Below are 17023 nucleotides of genomic sequence, written 5' to 3' on the forward strand. Positions count from 1 at the left end.
ATCTTCTGGCAGTTATGTGCGCGGGACGGCTGCAGGGCCGTTGTCCTCCGCTTCAACTGAAGATGATGGTCTTGTTGTGGTAGGTGAGTATCTTGCGCTGAATGTGTTTGGTCACGGCCCGGCTCAGCACGATTTTCTCCAAGTCCTTGCCTTTGAGCACCAAACTCTCGGGCGTGTCCTTATGCGTGATGCGCGTCACATCCTGTTCGATGATGGGCCCGGCATCCAGTTCGGCTGTCACGTAGTGGCTCGTGGCCCCGATGATTTTCACGCCGCGCTCCCACGCCTGATGATAGGGTTTGGCCCCCACGAAGGCGGGGAGGAAGGAGTGGTGGATGTTGATGATGTGGTTGGGATAGGCCTTGATCATGTCGTCGCTGATAATCTGCATGTAGCGCGCCAGCACGATGAAGGTCACTTTCTCTTTCTTGAGCAGTTCCATCTCCGCCCGTTCCACTTCGGCCTTGTTGGAGTGGTCTTTCTTGATCGACCATACATAATAAGGTATGTCAAACTGCTCGGCCACATAGCGCAGGTCTTCGTGGTTGCTCACGATGCAGGGTATCTCCACGTTCCACTCGCCGGCCTTGTAGCGTGCCAGCAGGTCGTAGAGGCAATGGCTCATCTTGCTCACAAAGATGGCCATGCGCGGCTTCACGTCGTTGAAGTAGAGGTTGAACTCCATCTTGTATCTTTGTGCGTAGAGCGTGTCGATGTATTCCCGGATCTTCTCGCGGGGGATGGTGAATTTCTCCAAGGCCCATTCTATGCGCATGAAGAAGATGCCGTCTTCCCGGTCCACATACTGGTCAAGGTAGACGATGTTACCCTGATTGTCTGTGATGAATTTCGTCATCTCGGAGATAATCCCCTGCTCGTCCGGACAGTGGAGCAGCAATATTGCGGTTGGTTTCATTCTTTGTCGTTCAATCTGTTACTTATTCTCGGCCTTCCCTTTCTTTTTGCCATGTTTATGGGTTGCAGGCCGATACGATTTTGCAAAGATAAGACATTTCTTCCAATTTAAAGAAATAATAACAGAATTTGTTACGATTGGTAACGGAAAAAGGACAATCGTGGAATCAACCGGCAAGAGTCAGCGGCTTGTATTCCCTTTGCCAAGAGTCAGAAAAGTCAAAAAAGTAGGGGGATGTGCTTTGCACGCAACCGATGGGGCAGTGCCCCGGTTATTCGTCTTCGCTGTCGGGGGTGCGCAAGATGATGGAGGTGGCACCGAGGGTGAAGAGCGTTCCGTCTTCGATGACGCGCCGCTCGCGGTCGCCCAATATCACGTTGTCCACGAATGTGCCGGTGTAGCTGGGGCCGTCGCGCAGGATGTATTTGAGCCGGCCGTGCTTGTCGCGGCTGACGTTGATCACGCAGTGGGTCATGTCGATGCTCGGGTCGACGGTCTCGATGGGGCAGTTGATTTTGCTGCCCTTCATGTATCGGCCTATCACATTGTCGCCCATTTGCAGGGGAATGACCTGCTTGTAGTGAAACACGTTTTCGATGACCACGATGGAGCCGCAGCCCTTCTCGTTGGCGTTTTCGTCGAAAGTCTCCTCCTTGCGGGTGGCGCGGAGCTTGGACACGCCCATGCGTATGCCGAACTGCTTGCCGCACTCCGGACATTCGAAGACCAGTGACTGGCCGGCTTCGTATTTGGTTTCGTCAAACGTGATGAAATTATCGCATTTCGGGCAGCGGACGCGCTTCATGTCGGGGGAGTTAAGAGTTATGGGTTAGGAATGAGGAGTTAGGAGTTGTGGGGGGGACTGCCGCCGGGCTTTTTTAGCGGCTGCCCTTTACGTGCAGCACCCAGCTTTCGGCAAATTCCGGTTTACGGCTGAGGATGTTGAGTGCGTTGTAGGCCTTGCTCTCGGTGGGGTAGGTGCCGTAAATCACCTTCACGCTGCCCTTGCCGTCGAGCACGCGGGCCGGTGTGTGACCGGCACGGTGCAGTCGCTCAACGTATGCGCGGGCATTGGTGCGGGTGACATGGCTGGCCAGTACAATGCTGTAATATGTCTCCGGCACTTCTGCTTTTTCCTGAGCCATGTCGTTCTTGGCGGCGTGTCCGGTCTCCTTGTCGGTTTTGGGTTGTGCCACGAGCTTGGTGGGTGCCTTGGTGGTGAGGTCTTTCGGCATGATGCGGTAGAGCAGACCGGTGTCTATCTTGCCGCGCACCAGCCGGGTGCCGGCTTCAGGTGTGCCGAGCGGAGTGGAGAACAGGAAGAATACCACCACGGCGATGCAGGCAGCCGCCATGTTGCGCAGCAGACTCACGCGTATGCTGATGGTCTTGTCCTCGCTGTCATCGTTTCTGTCAAACACGCTGTTGGCCGTCGCTGTTTTTGGCCCTTCGGCCGTTGTGGCGTTGATGTCGATGACAGTCGGTGCTGCGGTCTCTTCCTCCTTTAGGGCCTCTTGCTCGATGGGTTTCATCTCAAAACTGCCGAAGCCATACAGCTGCGGCGTGAGGATGCCCGCTTCGCAGGGCTCAAAGGTGTAGGTGCCCTCCCCGTTGTTGTAGAGCGTGCCGATGTCGGCCAACTCATAGCTGCCTTCGTTTTCGAGGTGCTGCTTCAGTTCGGCCACTTCGTCGTCGATGCGCGCCAATGCGTCGGGATAGCTGATGTCGTAGGCGTCTACATACGACAGGGCAAGCAGAGAGTCGTTGAGCCGAAGCTTGGGGTTGAAGCCCAGCGTGCGCAGAGGCGGGAGAAAGGTGTAGTCTCTCTCGTCGTAGCGTGCGTCGACGTGATGGGCCATAAACCCTCCCAGATTGGGGACTATCACGCAGTCGTTGCTCAACAATAGAATTTCGATATGTCTTTCCAGTTCAATCACGTGTGCAAAGTTATCAATATTTTTTGGATTCGCAAAGTTTATCAAATGAAAATTTCGCGCTTAACCAAACATCAATAAGACCCTAAGAGACCCCTACCCCCTAAAGGGGGCTTTGCACTCCTGCGAAAAGAGGGATATGGAAAAATTCGTTTGATTCGCATCATTCGCCGACATGATTTTTTTCGGCGAATGATGCGGGTGGGGCGAATGGGGCGGAAAGGAAAAGAATGAGCCTTCCCTCGTGTCTTCCTTATTATAATAAGGTAGGCCGGTGGTCATTCTCCCCGGCATTTGGAGCTTGGCAGGAAAAAGCGCGGAGGAGGTTTCGATTTGTGTTAAACAAATACAAAACTTAAACTTTTTTTAAGCTTTGCAGTCGCAGTTTACGGGAAATTGTTATATTTGCAAATAAGACAGGCGGCAGCCTCCCATAGAGGCGGCGTGCGTGTTGCGGCGTTGCCGCCCTGTCGTGCGAACCAAAGATTTATAGCTGACAAGACAAACCATGATGAAAATCGGTCTATTCGTCCCCTGCTATGTAGACGCATTGTATCCTGAAGCCGGCGTGGCTACATACAAACTGCTCAAGCATTACGGACTCGACGTGGCCTATCCCGAGCGGCAGACGTGCTGCGGGCAGCCCATGGCCAATGCGGGCTTCGAGCGTATGTCCAAGAATCTGGCCAAGAATTTTGAAGACCTGTTCGAGGACTTCGACTATGTGGTGGCCCCCTCCGCCTCGTGTGCGGCCTACGTGAGAGTCTACTATCCCCATGTGTTGGAAGGCGAGCACGAGTGCGTCACCTCCAAGAAGATTATGGATATCGTAGAGTTTCTGCACGATGTGCTGCGGGTGGACAGCGTGCCGGGACGGTTCCCCCACGTGGTGAGCGTACACAACAGTTGCCACGGCGTGCGCGAGTTGGGCCTCTCCTCGCCCTCGGAGCAGAACATTCCCCCGTTCAACAAAATCATCGACCTGCTGCAGCTCGTGGAAGGCATCACGGTGAAAGAACCCGAGCGCAAAGACGAGTGCTGCGGCTTCGGCGGCATGTTCTCCGTGGAGGAGCCGGCAGTCTCCATCCGCATGGGGGAGGATAAGATCAAGCGGCACATTGCCACCGGTGCCGAATATGTCACAGGCCCGGACTCCTCCTGCCTGATGCACATGGCGGGCATCGCCAAGCGGGAGAAACTGCCCGTGAGCTTCATCCACGTGGCCCAGATATTGGCCGCGGGACTTTAAACCGCCGCTCACCGGCAGGCTCCGGCCACAGCCCGGGACTGCCTTCTTCTCCATCCCCTCCATTCCCACTAACCTCTTAAACCCCTCATCTGAAAGATGTCTACACTGCATAGCAAGGCGGCCGCCAAATTTAACCAAGACCGCGAGAAAACCACCTGGCACGACCAGACCTTCTGGTCGGTGCGCGCCAAGCGCGACATCATGGCCCGGCAACTGCCCGAATGGGAGTCGCTGCGCGAACATGCCAGCGCCATCAAGAAACACACCATCACCCACTTGGCCGACTATCTGGAGCAGTTTTCGGCCCGTCTTGAGAGCCGCGGAGTCATTGTCCACTGGGCCCGCGATGCCGCCGAGTTCAACGAGACCGTCTACGGCATCCTTGAAAGCCACGGGGTGAAGAAGATGGTGAAGTCGAAGTCGATGCTCACAGAGGAGTGCGAGATGAATCCCTACCTCGAAGCCCGCGGCATCGATGTGGTGGAGACCGACCTCGGCGAGCGCATCATCCAGTTGCTCGGCCAGCGGCCCAGCCACATCGTGATGCCCGCCATCCACCTCAAGCGCGAGGAGGTGGGGCGCATGTTTGAGGAGAAGGGCATCTCCACGGAGCCCGGCAACTACGACCCCACCTATCTCACGCGCTGCGCCCGCCACCATCTGCGCGACCAGTTCATGCAGGCCGGGGCCGGCATGACGGGCTGCAACTTCGGCGTGGCCGCCACGGGCGACTGTGTGGTGTGTACCAACGAGGGCAATGCCGACATGACCACCTCGATGCCCAAGCTGCACATCGTGGCGATGGGCATCGAGAAGATGGTGCCCGACTATGCGAGTCTGGCCGTATTCCAACGCCTGCTCTGCCGTTGCGGAACGGGCCAGCCCACCACCACCTACACCTCCCACTTCCGGCAGGCCCGTCCGGGAGCCGAGATGCACGTGGTGCTGGTGGACAACGGCCGCAGCAACATGCTCGCCGACGAGAACCACTGGCAGACACTGAAGTGCATCCGTTGCGGTTCGTGCATGAACACCTGTCCCGTCTACCGCCGCTCGGGAGGCTACAGCTACACCTATTTCATACCCGGCCCCATCGGCGTGAACCTCGGCATGTTGAAAGACCCCTACCGCTACAGCGACAACGTGAGTGCCTGTTCGCTCTGCCTCTCGTGCGACAAGGTGTGCCCCTCGATGGTGGATCCCGGCAGTCAGATATACCTCTGGCGGCAGAGTCTCGAACCGCTGGGCAAGGCCGACCCCGTGAAGAAGGCCATGTCTACGGGCATGGAGGTGCTCTTCAATCATCCCGGTCTCTACACCTCGGCCCTGCGTCTGGCCCCGCTGGCCAACGTCGTGCCCGAGAGCCTGACCCACTTCAGCCGGCTCAACCCGTGGGGCATCGGCCATGCCAAGCCCGAGTTTGCCCGGAAGTCGTTCCACGAACTATGGAAAGAGGGCAAGGTGGGGCAGGGGCCCGTTGACAGCGACAGGGAATGATGTGCCAACTCCCCTAAACAAAGGCCGGCCAAGCAACAAAGCTATTGTCTTAACTCCTTAGACAACGGTCGGTCAAGCAACAAAGCTATTGTCTTAACTCCTTAGACAACGGTCGGTCAAGCAACAAAGCTATTGTCTTAACTCCCTTTAACTCCCTTTAACTCCTTAACTCCCTTTAACTCCTAAATAAATCTCCCTTTAACTCCTTTCTGAAAAGCAACATGAAAAAAGAAGACCTGTTTGCCACGCTGCGCGCCAACACCTACATGCAATACGACATGCCCGAGATGGCCATCGACGGCATCACCTATCCCGACCGCCTGCGGCAGTTTGTCGAGATGACCGAGTCGGTGGGCGGCCACGTGCTGGAACTCGGCGAGGGCGAAGACCTCAACGACGCCGTGCGCCGGGCCTATCCCGATGCCCGGGTGTTTGCCTCCCATCTGCCCGAAATCACCATTGCCGGGAAAAATCCCGACACCGTGGCCGAGGCGGCCGACCTCAACGGCACCGATGTGGGCATCGTGAGGGGCGAGCTGGGCGTGGCCGAAAACGGCTGTGTGTGGGTGCCCCAGACGATGAAGGAGAAGGCCGTGTGTTTCATCTCCGAATATCTGGTGATTGTGCTCAAGAAGACCGCCATCGTCGACAACATGCACGAGGCCTACGCCCGCATCGACATGGATCCGCGCTACAACTTCGGCACCTTCATCAGCGGCCCCTCCAAGACAGCCGACATCGAGCAGTCGCTCGTGATGGGGGCGCAGGCGGCCCGCGGCGTCACGGTGATACTCGTGTAGGGGAGTGAGGAGTTAAGAACCTTCGCGCCTACAGTAGGGGCAGCGCTTTGTGCCTGCCCGCACGCCCGGCAGGGCGTATCAATCCCTGCGATAACCGCCCGTCAGCCCCCCGCACCGCCCGGTCCGATAGGATAATGCCCGTCCGGGCGGCTTCTTCAACCATTTCCCCTTTATCTTTCGCCATTGCCCGATGCCACACCGGCATCGGGCAATGGCGTTTTTTGTCGTCTCCCTGCAGCGGATGCAATACCCGTCCGCGGCTTTCGCGCTAACATTATTTAACTGATTTTTCTCTCCTTGTGAACATATATTGCACGCTTGCGTGCTAATTTTGTCGCCCGAAGGAGTCAAGGCACGCCCCTCGTCCGTCTTCCGCACCCGTGCCCGACAGCGGGTGGGACAGGGGATGCGCCATCGCTCCAAATCTTCAATAGACCGTGGGCGGCAACCCGACAAGCTGCTGCCCACCTTTTTATTCATCAATCACACGTATGCACTCTCCGGTTCCAAATCCCGGGGAAAACCGAAAAAACAAACAAAAACATGGAAAATGTAATCCAATCAAGATTTATCGAGAGAGAAGAGAACCTCGAAACCGCTAACCAAACTGACGAAACCGAAAATCTGCGGCGGGCGCGGCGGGCCGTGGAGCACCATTTCTGCCTGCTCATGAGCCGTTCGCCGGCCGACGGACTGCACTGGAAAAGCACCGCGAGCGATCTCATCGAAGTGACCCACATGGTGTGGGAGGCCCGTTTCATGCTCGACGAGCAGGCACGGCCGCTCACGTTCAAGTATATGGTGAGGCGCATCTTCGCCATCCTCCACGTGCCCGAACCGGGCAATCCCTACGTGGTGATGAACAACATCAAGCACCGCAAGAATGCCCTCGGGCTGCCCATCACCGTGCGCATGCAGCTGCTCGTCACCCGTCAGGGGCGTGACAACCCCTTCGAGCCTTTCGTGGACTGACGGCGCGACAGACTGCCGGCTGCTCCCGGTCGGGCGCGGGGAGGCACGGCGGTTGTCCGCTATTTTCGCCATCGATTTGCATTTCGCCGATTTTTGATGTATCTTTGCATTGGCAAGGGAAGCACGCGTGTGCTTCCCTTTTTTGATGCAAAAATCTGAACCGGCCCCCACGGACCCCCCATCCCCCCTAAAGGGGGCTTTGCAACCCTGCGAAAAGGCCCGAATGGCATTGTGAAAGAGCCTCTTTTGCTTTGTCATTCGGGCTTTTCTGCATGGCCGGTCGGGCCAAATAAGAATTTTGACGGGGCGGATAAGGCGAATAAAACGGATAAAAGGAGCAAAGTGAATAGGTGCAATAAAATGCCGTATAAGGTTTTTTCGAAATCAGAATGAGTTTCTGACTATATTCATTCCCGCAGCATTCGTATCATTCGTTTCATTCGCCGTTGAGATTTTGTGTCGGCGAATTAAACGGATTAAACGAATTATTTCCGCAGCATTCGCATCATTCGGCTCATTCGCCGTTGAGATTTTGTGTCGGCGAATTAAACGGATTAAACGAATTATTTCCCGCAGCATTCGCATCATTCGGCTCATTCGCCGTTTCTATTTCTTGTCGGCGAATTAAACGGATTAAACGAATTATTTCCCGCAGCATTCGCATCATTCGGCTCATTCGCCGTTGAGATTTTGTGTCGGCGAATGGTGCGAATTAAGCGAATTTTCCGTATTCCGCGCCCCTTTTTTCGCAGGAATGCAAAGCCCCCTTTAGGGGGGTGGGGGTCTCTTAGCCTTCTTTTTTTCTTAATCAAATTTGCTCATGCTAAAAAAAAACGTATTTTTGTCGCTGATTATGAGAATATCACATTATTATATAGTTGCGTTTGTGGCAGTATGCTGCGTGATGCTGTGCTCGTCGTGCTTCAAGGAAGAGGCACCCAATGCCGAGTGCGACATTGAGGCCGCCTATCTCCACACGCCCCATGCCGAGGAACTGTTTTTCAACAGCAGCGACACGCTCGTCAACGTGCCCTACACCGACAGCACCATCATCTTCAACGTGCGCCGCACGGCCAGTCTGACCGCCCTCGCCCCGCTCTTCCGCCTCACCCCCGGAGCCACGGTGGTGCCGGCATCGGGCAGCACGCACGACTTTTCCGCCGGGCGCGTGACCTACACCGTGACCTCGGAAGACGGACGGTGGACGCGCCGCTACGAGGTGGGGTTCAACCCCGTGACGGTGACGGTGAAAGACACGCTGCACTACGACTTCGAGCATTTCGCCCTCGAAGGGCGCACCGGGAAATACTATGTGTGGACGCATGTGGCCGACGACGGCACGCAGCAGCCCCTCTGGGCCACGGGCAATCCGGGCTTTGCCATCAGCATGGGTTCGGCGCGGCCGGAAGACTATCCCACCGTGCCCCTCCGGGAGGGCTACGACGGGGCGGCCGTGAAGCTCACCACCCGCGACACGGGGCCTTTCGGGCAGCTGGTGAACAAGCGGTTGGCAGCCGGCAACCTCTTCATCGGCACTTTCGATGTGGCCGCGGCACTCACCAACACCCTTCGCGCCACGCGCTTCGGACTGCCTTTCGGCAAGCGTCCCACCAAGTTTTCGGGCTATTATAAGTACAGTCCCGGCGAGAAATTCCAAGACAAAAACGGCAATGCCGTGGATGGCCGCACCGACCGCGCGGCCGTCTATGCCGTGCTCTACCGCAACCACGATGAGGCCGGCAACCCCGTGACGCTCTACGGCGACGACGTGCGCACCTCGCCGCTCATCGTGGCCTTGGCCGACGTGGCCTCCGTGCCTGCCACCGGCGAGTGGACGGCCTTTGAGGCGGCGTTCGACTATCGGGCCGACATCGACGCCGACCTGCTCGCCCGGCAGGGCTACAGTCTGGCCATCGTCTTCTCCTCAAGCGCCGACGGCGACAAGTTTGAGGGGGCCGTCGGCAGCACGCTCATGGTGGACAAAGTAAAAATCATCTGCACCGAAGAACAATGAAAATCAAATATCTGCTCCCCGCACTCCTCCTCGCGCTTCCCGTCTCTGTGACCCGAGCGCAAGGTCTGAAGATGCTCGACGACCTCTCATACTATCTCCGCATGGACTACTCGCTCGGGGGCACGGCTCCCGTGGGCCTGCCTGCCACCATACGCCGGCTCGACAGCTACTCGCTGCGCCCCAATTTCAGCATCGGCATCGAGGCCCAGAAGCCGCTCGACGACCGCTGGGGCATCCGCACGGGACTGCACTTCGGCAACAAGGGCATGAAGACCGACGCACAGGTGAAGAACTACCACATGCAGATAGTCCACGGCGGGGAAACTCTCGAAGGGCAGTTCACGGGCAATGTGGTGACACGCGTGAGCCAATGGGGACTCACCGTGCCCGTGCAGGTCGTCTGTCGGGTGGTCAATGATGTAGACCTCCGCTTCGGGCCCTACGCCACCTATGTCTATTCCCGCCGTTTCAGCGGAGAGGCCTATGCTGGCTATCTGCGCGTGGGCAACCCCACCGGGCCGCGTGTGGAACTGGGCCGCGGGGCCGACGAGCGCGGATCTTACGACTTCTCCACCGACCTGCGCCACCTGCAATGGGGGCTCGACCTCGGGGCCGACTGGCGATGGAGCGACCGCTGGGCCGTGGGGGCCGACGTGAGCTGGGGGCTTAGCAGCGTGTTCCACAGCGACTTCAAGACCATCGAGCAGCGTCTTTACTCCATCTTCGGCACTGTGGGTGTTGTCTATCACCTCAAGTGACGGGTGCCGATACCGATTGCAGCAGCATCATTTCAGACATATAAAACGCTAAAAAGGAAAACGACATGAAGAAAATCTTGACATTTATGTGGTTGGCTGCCACCGCCCTGCAAGGCATGGCTGCCGACTATACCGACCGGTTGACCGTCGATGTCAACGGCAATGTGGCCGAACAGCAGGCCACCATCTCTGTAGATCAAACCGCCAACGGTGACTACACGCTCACGCTGAAGAACTTCAAGTTGGAGATGGGCGGACAGACCTTGAATGTGGGCAACATTGAGCTTAAAGACGTGAAGGGCACCACGGCAGGCGCAGTGACCACGCTGCGCACCTCGCAGACTATCAATATCACCGAAGGCACGGAAGCCGGCGTGCCCTTATGGATAGGCCCGAGCCTCGGCCCCGTGCCCGTAAACATGGTGGCCGAACTGCGTGCCCCCAAGGCCTATGCCGTGATCGACATTGACATGCAGGCTACGCTCGGCCAGACCATCCGCGTGGTGTTCGGCAATGGCGGCTACCATATCGAGAATGGAGGCTTCGAGGACTTCCATACTGCTACCATCACTGATGGTTCCGGCGAGAATACGGCTAAGAGCGACGAGCCCAACCACTGGCATTCGTTCATGAGCACATCGGGCGATCCTTCATTGCGGTGGCTTGCCGGGTACAATCCCCATACGTTCATCAGCGATGTGGTGCGCCCCGGTTCCACGGGCAAGCACAGTGTGAAAATCACTTCCACGAAGATATTCATATTCGTGGCCAACGGCACCATTACCACCGGCCGGCTCAATACCGGCTCCATGACTGCTTCCAACAAGGCCAACCACTCGTGGCTCGACCTCAGTTCGACCGATAAAGATGCTCATGGCGACCCGTTCTATCTCGCGTTGAATGGCCGTCCCGACAGTCTCACGGTGTGGGTGAAGTTCAAGCAGGGCACGCCCCAACCCAAAGCTCCCTACGCCACGGTCAATGCCGTGCTCACCGACGGCACGCGCTATCAAGACCCCGAAGACAAGGCCTACACCAACATCGTGGCCAAAGCCACTGACAACAAGATTGCTTCCAAGGACTTCGCATGGCAGCGTCTCTCCATTCCGTTCGACTACGACACCTACGCAGCCAACGGCGTGGAACCCAAGGCCTTGCTCATCACGATCTCTACCAATGCGCAGCCTGGCAAGGGAAGCACGGACGAGCTCTACGTGGACGACATCGCTCTGGTCTACAACGCCCGTCTCTCGGCACTCAGCGTGAAGGGCAAGCCCGTAGAAGGCTTCGATGCCGCTACGCTCACCTACAACCTCACAGCCGACGGCCCGCTCTCCGCTACCGACATCGTGGCCAAGGTCGATGGGCGCGGAGCCACAGTAGACACGCAGGTAGAGCCCGTGGAGGGTGGGGTGAAGGCCCTCGTGACCGTCACTTCCAACGACCTGCTCACCGCCACCCGCTACACCCTCAACATCACCGGGGCCACCACCGGCATCAACACCGCCACGACCACCGGCAATCAGTCTTCTTCGGCAGTCGAGTTCTACAACTTGCAGGGACAGCGCGTAAGCTCCATGCAACCCGGCCGTGTCTACATCCGCAAGTCCGGAGGCAAGAGCGTGAAAGTGGTGAAGTAGATCTATTTAGGAGATTTGTTTAGGAGTTAAGGGAGTTAAGGAGTTAAAGGGAGTTAAGACAACGGTTTTACTCTTATGGATTCCACGGCACATGCAATAAAGCTATTGTCTTAACTCCCTTTAACTCCCTTTAACTCCTTAACTCCTTAACTCCTAAAATAAATCTCCTAAAATAAATCTCCTAAAATAAATCTCCTAAATAAAAATAATAACCAACCAATCCAAAACTATGTTTGAGAATCAACCTAAAGGACTCTACGCGTTGGCACTGGCCAACACCGGCGAGCGTTTCGGCTACTACACCATGATAGCCGTGTTCGCCCTTTTCCTCCGTGCCAATTTCGGTCTTGATGCCGGATGGGCCGGCGAGATTTACAGTGACTTCCTCATGCTCGTCTACTTCCTTCCGCTTGTAGGCGGTCTGCTGGCCGACCGGTTCGGCTTCGGCAAGATGGTCACCATCGGCATCGTCGTCATGTTTTTCGGCTATCTGCTGCTTTCCATTCCCTTGGGCGGCAACACGTTTGCCCTCATCGTGATGCTCGGTGCCCTGTTGCTCATCGGTTTGGGCACGGGCCTGTTCAAGGGCAACCTGCAAGTGATGGTGGGCAATCTCTACGACGACCCGCAGTATGCCGGCCAGCGCGATTCCGGATTCTCCATCTTCTATATGGCCATCAACATCGGGGCCCTCTTCGCGCCTACGGCTGCCGTGGAAATCATGCGGTGGGCACAGACCATCGGCTACTCCGAAAACGACTCCTACCACTTCTCTTTTGCCGTGGCTTGCGCGTCGCTCATCCTTTCGATAGCCATCTATTACGCTTTCCGCAGCACATTCAAGCACACCGAGGGTGCGTCCAAGAAGGCCGGCGACCAGAAGGCCGAAGTGGAGCAGCTCAGTCCGGCTGAGACCCGCGAGCGCATCGTGGCCCTCTGTCTGGTGTTTGCCGTAGTCATCTTCTTCTGGATGGCCTTCCACCAGAACGGTCTTTCGCTGACCTATTTCGCCAACGAGTTTGTCAACAGGTCGTCGTCCGGCATTGAGAGCATGGAGTTCGGCGTGTTCAATCTCGTGGCCATCATCTTCATCGTCTACGCCCTGTTTGCCCTTTTCCAAGGCAAGACCACCAAGACCAAGAGCATTGCCGGCCTTGTGATAGTGGCCTCGCTGGGCTACCTCTACTACCGCTACACGCAGTTGGAGGGCTCCATCGCCGTGAGCGCACCTATCTTCCAGCAGTTCAACCCCTTCTATGTGGTGGCCCTCACTCCCGTGAGCATCGCCATTTTCAGCAAGTTGGCCGCCAAGGGCAAGGAACCTTCGCCCCCCCGCAAGATAGCCTACGGCATGCTGGTGGCCGGTGTAGCCTTCGTGGTGATGATGTTCGCCTCGTGGAATCTGCTCACCCCCGATGCCCAAAAGGCAGCAGGTGATGCCGGTACGTTTGTTTCTCCCAACTGGCTGGTGGGCACCTATCTCATCCTCACGTTCGGCGAACTGCTGCTCAGTCCGATGGGCATCTCGTTTGTGTCCAAGGTGGCCCCTCCCAAGTATAAGGGTCTGATGATGGGCGGCTGGTTTGTGGCCACCGCCATCGGCAACAAACTCGTGGGCGTGGGCGGCTATCTCTGGGGCCCGTTGCCATTGTGGATGGTGTGGGGCGTGTTCATCGTGCTCTGCCTGCTCTCGGCCGTCTTCATGTTTGCCATCATGAAGAAGCTCGAAAAAGTATGCTAATTTAAAAAGGTAGAAAAAGGAAAAAGGTAAAAAGAAGACCGAAAAGCATAATGCAGGGAAAATTTCCCCCGAATATCCTCTCCGGTCTTCTTTTTACCTTTTTCCTTTTTCTACCTTTTTACCTTTAAAATACGCCCTTCGGGCGTGCGGGCAGGCATAAAGCACTGCCCCTACTGCCCCCCGATGCGTTTTTTACTTTTTTCCTCTTTACTTTTTTACCTTTTCTCTCGGGGGATTTTCCTTTTCATGCGTATTATATATAAAAAGGTAATAAAACAATAACAACAAATATGGCAAGAAGATATTTATTGGGCTTCGACGTAGGCTCCAGCAGCGTGAAGGCATCGCTCACCGATGTCGACAGTGGTGCGATAGCCGCTTCGGCGTTCTATCCCGAGCACGAAGCCCCGATCATGGCCGTCAAGGCCGGCTGGGCAGAGCAAGACCCGCAGATGTGGTGGGACAACGCCAAGCTCTCGCTCCGCAAAATCATGAACGAGACAGGTGCGCGCGGCGAAGACATCCTCGCTGTGGGCATCTCCTACCAGATGCACGGGTTGGTGTGTGTGGACAAGGATCAGCAGGTGCTCCGTCCATCCATCATCTGGTGCGACTCGCGGGCCGTGCCCTACGGCGAACGCGCGTTCAGGGAATTGGGCGAGGACCTCTGCCTGCGCAATCTGCTCAACTCGCCCGGCAACTTCACTGCCGCCAAACTGGCGTGGGTGAAGGAAAACGAACCCGCGCTGTTCGACCGCATCGACAAGATCATGTTCCCCGGCGACTATATCGCCATGAAGCTGAGCGGCGAGGTGAAGACCACCATCAGCGGACTGTCGGAAGGCATGATGTGGGACTTCACCGCGAAGAAGCCCGCCAAGTTTCTGCTCGACTACTTCGGCTTCCCCGAGAGCATATTGCCCGAGGTGGTGCCCACATTCTCCGTGCAGAGCGTGGTGGGCAAAGCCGCAGCCGACGAACTGGGACTCAAGGAGGGCACGCCCGTCAGCTATCGCGCCGGCGACCAGCCCAACAATGCCGTGAGCCTCAATGTGTTCAACCCCGGCGAGATAGCCTCCACGGCCGGCACTTCGGGTGTGGTGTATGGTGTGTTGGGCGATGTCAACTACGACCCCAAGAGCCGTGTCAACACCTTTGCCCATGCCAACTACACCACCTCGCTCGACCGCCTCGGTGTGTTGCTCTGCATCAACGGCACGGGCATCCTCAACGCATGGGTGCATCGCAATGTGGCCCCCGAGATGGGCTATGCCGAGATGAACGAACTGGCCGCCACCGTGCCCATCGGTGCGGAGGGGGTGACCGTCATCCCCTTCGGCAACGGGGCCGAGCGCGTGCTCGAGAACAAGGAAATCGGTTGCTCCGTCAACGGGCTCAACTTCAACAAGCACCACCGCGCCCACCTCGTGCGCGCCGCCCAAGAGGGCATCGTGTTCAGCTTCTGCTACGGCATGGAGGTGATGAAGAAGATGGGCATGGACATCAAGAAGATACACGCCGGCAAGGCCAACATGTTCCTCAGTCCGCTCTTCCGCGACACGCTGGCCGGGGTGAGCGGAGCCACCATCGAACTCTACGAGACCGACGGCAGTGCCGGGGCGGCCAAGGGAGCGGGTATCGGTGCAGGCATCTACAAAGACCACAACGAGGCCTTCGCCACGCTCAAGAGGCTCGATGTCATTGAGCCCGACGAAGCCAACCGCGCCGCCTATCTCGCCGCCTACGCCAACTGGAAGCGGGAACTGGCCGTCCATCTCGGGGAATAGACCGGGGGAGGGAGCACCAAGACGCTTCTGCACTCCATACCCTTCCTACCGCCCCCTGACTCCCGGCTCGCGAAGGGCGCGCCGGCTGCTCACCCCTCACTTATGACTCTAAAAATCTTTCACAAACTAATAATTACAAAACTATGGCAAAAGAGTATTTTCCACAAATCGGCAAGATTCCTTTCGAAGGAACAGCAAGTAAAAATCCAATGGCTTTCCACTACTATGACCCCGAGAAAGAGGTCTGCGGAAAGAAGATGAAAGACTGGTTGAAGTTCGCCATGGCCTGGTGGCACACACTGGGCGATGCCTCCGGCGACCAGTTTGGCGGCCCCACCCGCAGCTACGAGTGGGACAAGGCAGAAGATGCCGTGCAGCGCGCCAAAGACAAGATGGATGCAGGCTTTGAAATCATGAACAAGCTCGGCATCGAATATTTCTGCTTCCACGACATCGACCTCGTGGCCGAGGGCGACACCATCGCAGAATATGAGGCCCGCATGAAGGCCATCACCGACTATGCCGAGGTGAAGATGAAGGAAGCCGGCGTGAAGCTGCTTTGGGGCACGGCCAACGTGTTCAGCCACAAGCGTTACATGAACGGTGCCGCCACCAATCCCAACTTCGACGTGGTGGCCCGCGCTGCCGTGCAAATCAAAAACGCCATTGACGCCACCATCAAGCTCGGCGGCACCAACTACGTGTTCTGGGGCGGCCGCGAAGGCTACATGAGCCTGCTCAACACCGACCAGAAGCGCGAAAAGGAGCACTTGGCACAGATGCTGAAGGCTGCCCGCGACTATGCCCGCAGCAAAGGATTCACCGGCACGTTCCTCATCGAACCGAAACCGATGGAGCCCACTAAGCATCAGTATGACGTGGACACGGAGACGGTGATCGGATTCCTCAAGGCCCACGGACTGGACAAGGACTTCAAGGTGAACATCGAGGTGAACCACGCCACGCTGGCCGGCCACACCTTCGAGCACGAACTGGCCGTGGCCGTTGACAACGGTATGCTCGGATCGATCGACGCCAACCGCGGCGATGCCCAGAACGGTTGGGACACCGACCAGTTCCCCATCGACAACTACGAGCTCACACAGGCCATGATGCAGGTCATCCGCAACGGCGGACTGGGCAACGGCGGCTCCAACTTCGATGCCAAGCTGCGTCGCAACTCCACCGATCCCGAGGACATCTTCATCGCCCACATCAGCGGTATGGACGCCATGGCCCGCGCACTCGAAAATGCTGCCGCCATCCTCACCGAGAGCGAACTGCCCAAGATGGCCAAAGAACGCTATGCCAGCTTCGATGCCGGCAAGGGCAAGGAGTTTGAAGAGGGCAAGCTCGGCCTCGAACAGCTCGTGGCCTACGCCAAGGAGAATGGCGAACCCAAGCAGACCTCCGGCAAGCAGGAGCTCTACGAGACCATCGTAGCCCTTTACGCAAAGTAAATCGGGAAGACTTTCCCCGACCTTGAAGGAGTCCCATCCATGCCCTGTTTTGGGGGAAGGATGGGGCTTTTCTTAATTTATGTTTTTAAACATGAAAAAGAATTTGCACATATTTTCAAAATGTTTTATCTTTGCATCTGTTATCCTGAATACAATCTTTTTACCTTAAAAAGACTAATACCTATTGAGATGAACGCCCTCCTTTGCGAAAAGGGGGGCGTTTCGCGTTTCCCCCATTCCCCCCGTTTGCCCCTT

The 17023-nt window shown here is 57.0% G+C and carries 13 protein-coding genes; 10 read left to right on the plus strand and 3 right to left on the minus strand.

The annotated features are described in order from the left end of the window. Positions 1-52: 52 nt before the first annotated feature. From purU to HMPREF6485_RS11845, 3 genes are all read right to left on the minus strand, one after another. Positions 53-916 (minus strand): formyltetrahydrofolate deformylase, encoded by an 864-nt coding sequence (purU, locus tag HMPREF6485_RS11835; protein WP_004346787.1) that lies wholly within the window; start codon positions 914-916, stop codon positions 53-55. A 271-nt stretch (positions 917-1187) separates the two neighbouring features. Next, complete coding sequence (locus tag HMPREF6485_RS11840) at positions 1188-1721, minus strand: FHA domain-containing protein (RefSeq protein WP_004342308.1); 534 nt, start codon at positions 1719-1721, stop codon at positions 1188-1190. A gap of 73 nt (positions 1722-1794) precedes the next feature. After that, complete coding sequence (locus tag HMPREF6485_RS11845; protein ID WP_456154109.1) at positions 1795-2853, minus strand: HU domain-containing protein; 1059 nt, start codon at positions 2851-2853, stop codon at positions 1795-1797. 508 nt (positions 2854-3361) lie between these two features. Between HMPREF6485_RS11845 and HMPREF6485_RS11850 the strand changes: the two genes are divergently transcribed. From HMPREF6485_RS11850 to xylA, 10 genes are all read left to right on the plus strand, one after another. Then, on the plus strand, positions 3362-4099 hold the full coding sequence (locus tag HMPREF6485_RS11850; protein ID WP_044126439.1) for a (Fe-S)-binding protein: 738 nt from the start codon (positions 3362-3364) through the stop codon (positions 4097-4099). Between the two features lie 96 nt (positions 4100-4195). Further along, positions 4196-5596: a lactate utilization protein B gene (locus HMPREF6485_RS11855; RefSeq protein WP_004346790.1), complete on the plus strand. Its 1401-nt coding sequence runs from the start codon at positions 4196-4198 to the stop codon at positions 5594-5596. Positions 5597-5817: 221 nt separating this feature from the next. Beyond that, positions 5818-6396, plus strand: coding sequence for a LutC/YkgG family protein (locus HMPREF6485_RS11860; RefSeq protein ID WP_004346792.1), 579 nt, complete (start codon positions 5818-5820; stop codon positions 6394-6396). 543 nt (positions 6397-6939) lie between these two features. Next, the gene (locus HMPREF6485_RS11875) at positions 6940-7368 is read left to right on the plus strand and encodes a hypothetical protein (RefSeq protein WP_004342298.1); all 429 of its coding nucleotides are present in this window, start codon (positions 6940-6942) and stop codon (positions 7366-7368) included. Between the two features lie 853 nt (positions 7369-8221). Beyond that, on the plus strand, positions 8222-9382 hold the full coding sequence (locus HMPREF6485_RS11880) for a PCMD domain-containing protein (RefSeq protein ID WP_044126100.1): 1161 nt from the start codon (positions 8222-8224) through the stop codon (positions 9380-9382). Next, the gene (locus HMPREF6485_RS11885; RefSeq protein ID WP_004346796.1) at positions 9379-10140 is read left to right on the plus strand and encodes a porin family protein; all 762 of its coding nucleotides are present in this window, start codon (positions 9379-9381) and stop codon (positions 10138-10140) included. Before HMPREF6485_RS11880 ends, HMPREF6485_RS11885 begins: the two co-directional genes overlap by 4 nt. 65 nt (positions 10141-10205) lie before the next feature. Then, a complete protein-coding gene (locus HMPREF6485_RS11890) occupies positions 10206-11780 on the plus strand; it encodes a calycin-like domain-containing protein (protein ID WP_004346797.1) in 1575 nt (524 codons plus the stop codon). Positions 11781-12009: 229 nt separating this feature from the next. Then, on the plus strand, positions 12010-13521 hold the full coding sequence (locus HMPREF6485_RS11895) for a peptide MFS transporter (protein WP_004343455.1): 1512 nt from the start codon (positions 12010-12012) through the stop codon (positions 13519-13521). A gap of 290 nt (positions 13522-13811) precedes the next feature. Next, positions 13812-15308, plus strand: coding sequence for a xylulokinase (locus tag HMPREF6485_RS11900; protein WP_004346799.1), 1497 nt, complete (start codon positions 13812-13814; stop codon positions 15306-15308). A gap of 143 nt (positions 15309-15451) precedes the next feature. Next, positions 15452-16768: a xylose isomerase gene (gene xylA, locus HMPREF6485_RS11905; protein WP_004346800.1), complete on the plus strand. Its 1317-nt coding sequence runs from the start codon at positions 15452-15454 to the stop codon at positions 16766-16768. Positions 16769-17023 lie beyond the last annotated feature (255 nt).

This window comes from Segatella buccae ATCC 33574 (genome assembly GCF_000184945.1).
GTDB lineage: Bacteria > Bacteroidota > Bacteroidia > Bacteroidales > Bacteroidaceae > Prevotella > Prevotella buccae.

What these genes read in the sequence shown, in the direction of transcription:
- xylA (WP_004346800.1), top strand. Translation starts at nt 15,452, where the DNA reads ATGGCAAAAGAGTATTTTCCACAAATCGGCAAGATTCCTTTCGAAGGA.
- HMPREF6485_RS11885 (WP_004346796.1), top strand. Translation starts at nt 9,379, where the DNA reads ATGAAAATCAAATATCTGCTCCCCGCACTCCTCCTCGCGCTTCCCGTC.
- HMPREF6485_RS11880 (WP_044126100.1), top strand. Translation starts at nt 8,222, where the DNA reads ATGAGAATATCACATTATTATATAGTTGCGTTTGTGGCAGTATGCTGC.
- HMPREF6485_RS11855 (WP_004346790.1), top strand. Translation starts at nt 4,196, where the DNA reads ATGTCTACACTGCATAGCAAGGCGGCCGCCAAATTTAACCAAGACCGC.
- HMPREF6485_RS11875 (WP_004342298.1), top strand. Translation starts at nt 6,940, where the DNA reads ATGGAAAATGTAATCCAATCAAGATTTATCGAGAGAGAAGAGAACCTC.
- HMPREF6485_RS11840 (WP_004342308.1), bottom strand. Translation starts at nt 1,721, where the DNA reads ATGAAGCGCGTCCGCTGCCCGAAATGCGATAATTTCATCACGTTTGAC.
- HMPREF6485_RS11895 (WP_004343455.1), top strand. Translation starts at nt 12,010, where the DNA reads ATGTTTGAGAATCAACCTAAAGGACTCTACGCGTTGGCACTGGCCAAC.
- purU (WP_004346787.1), bottom strand. Translation starts at nt 916, where the DNA reads ATGAAACCAACCGCAATATTGCTGCTCCACTGTCCGGACGAGCAGGGG.
- HMPREF6485_RS11900 (WP_004346799.1), top strand. Translation starts at nt 13,812, where the DNA reads ATGGCAAGAAGATATTTATTGGGCTTCGACGTAGGCTCCAGCAGCGTG.
- HMPREF6485_RS11890 (WP_004346797.1), top strand. Translation starts at nt 10,206, where the DNA reads ATGAAGAAAATCTTGACATTTATGTGGTTGGCTGCCACCGCCCTGCAA.
- HMPREF6485_RS11850 (WP_044126439.1), top strand. Translation starts at nt 3,362, where the DNA reads ATGAAAATCGGTCTATTCGTCCCCTGCTATGTAGACGCATTGTATCCT.
- HMPREF6485_RS11860 (WP_004346792.1), top strand. Translation starts at nt 5,818, where the DNA reads ATGAAAAAAGAAGACCTGTTTGCCACGCTGCGCGCCAACACCTACATG.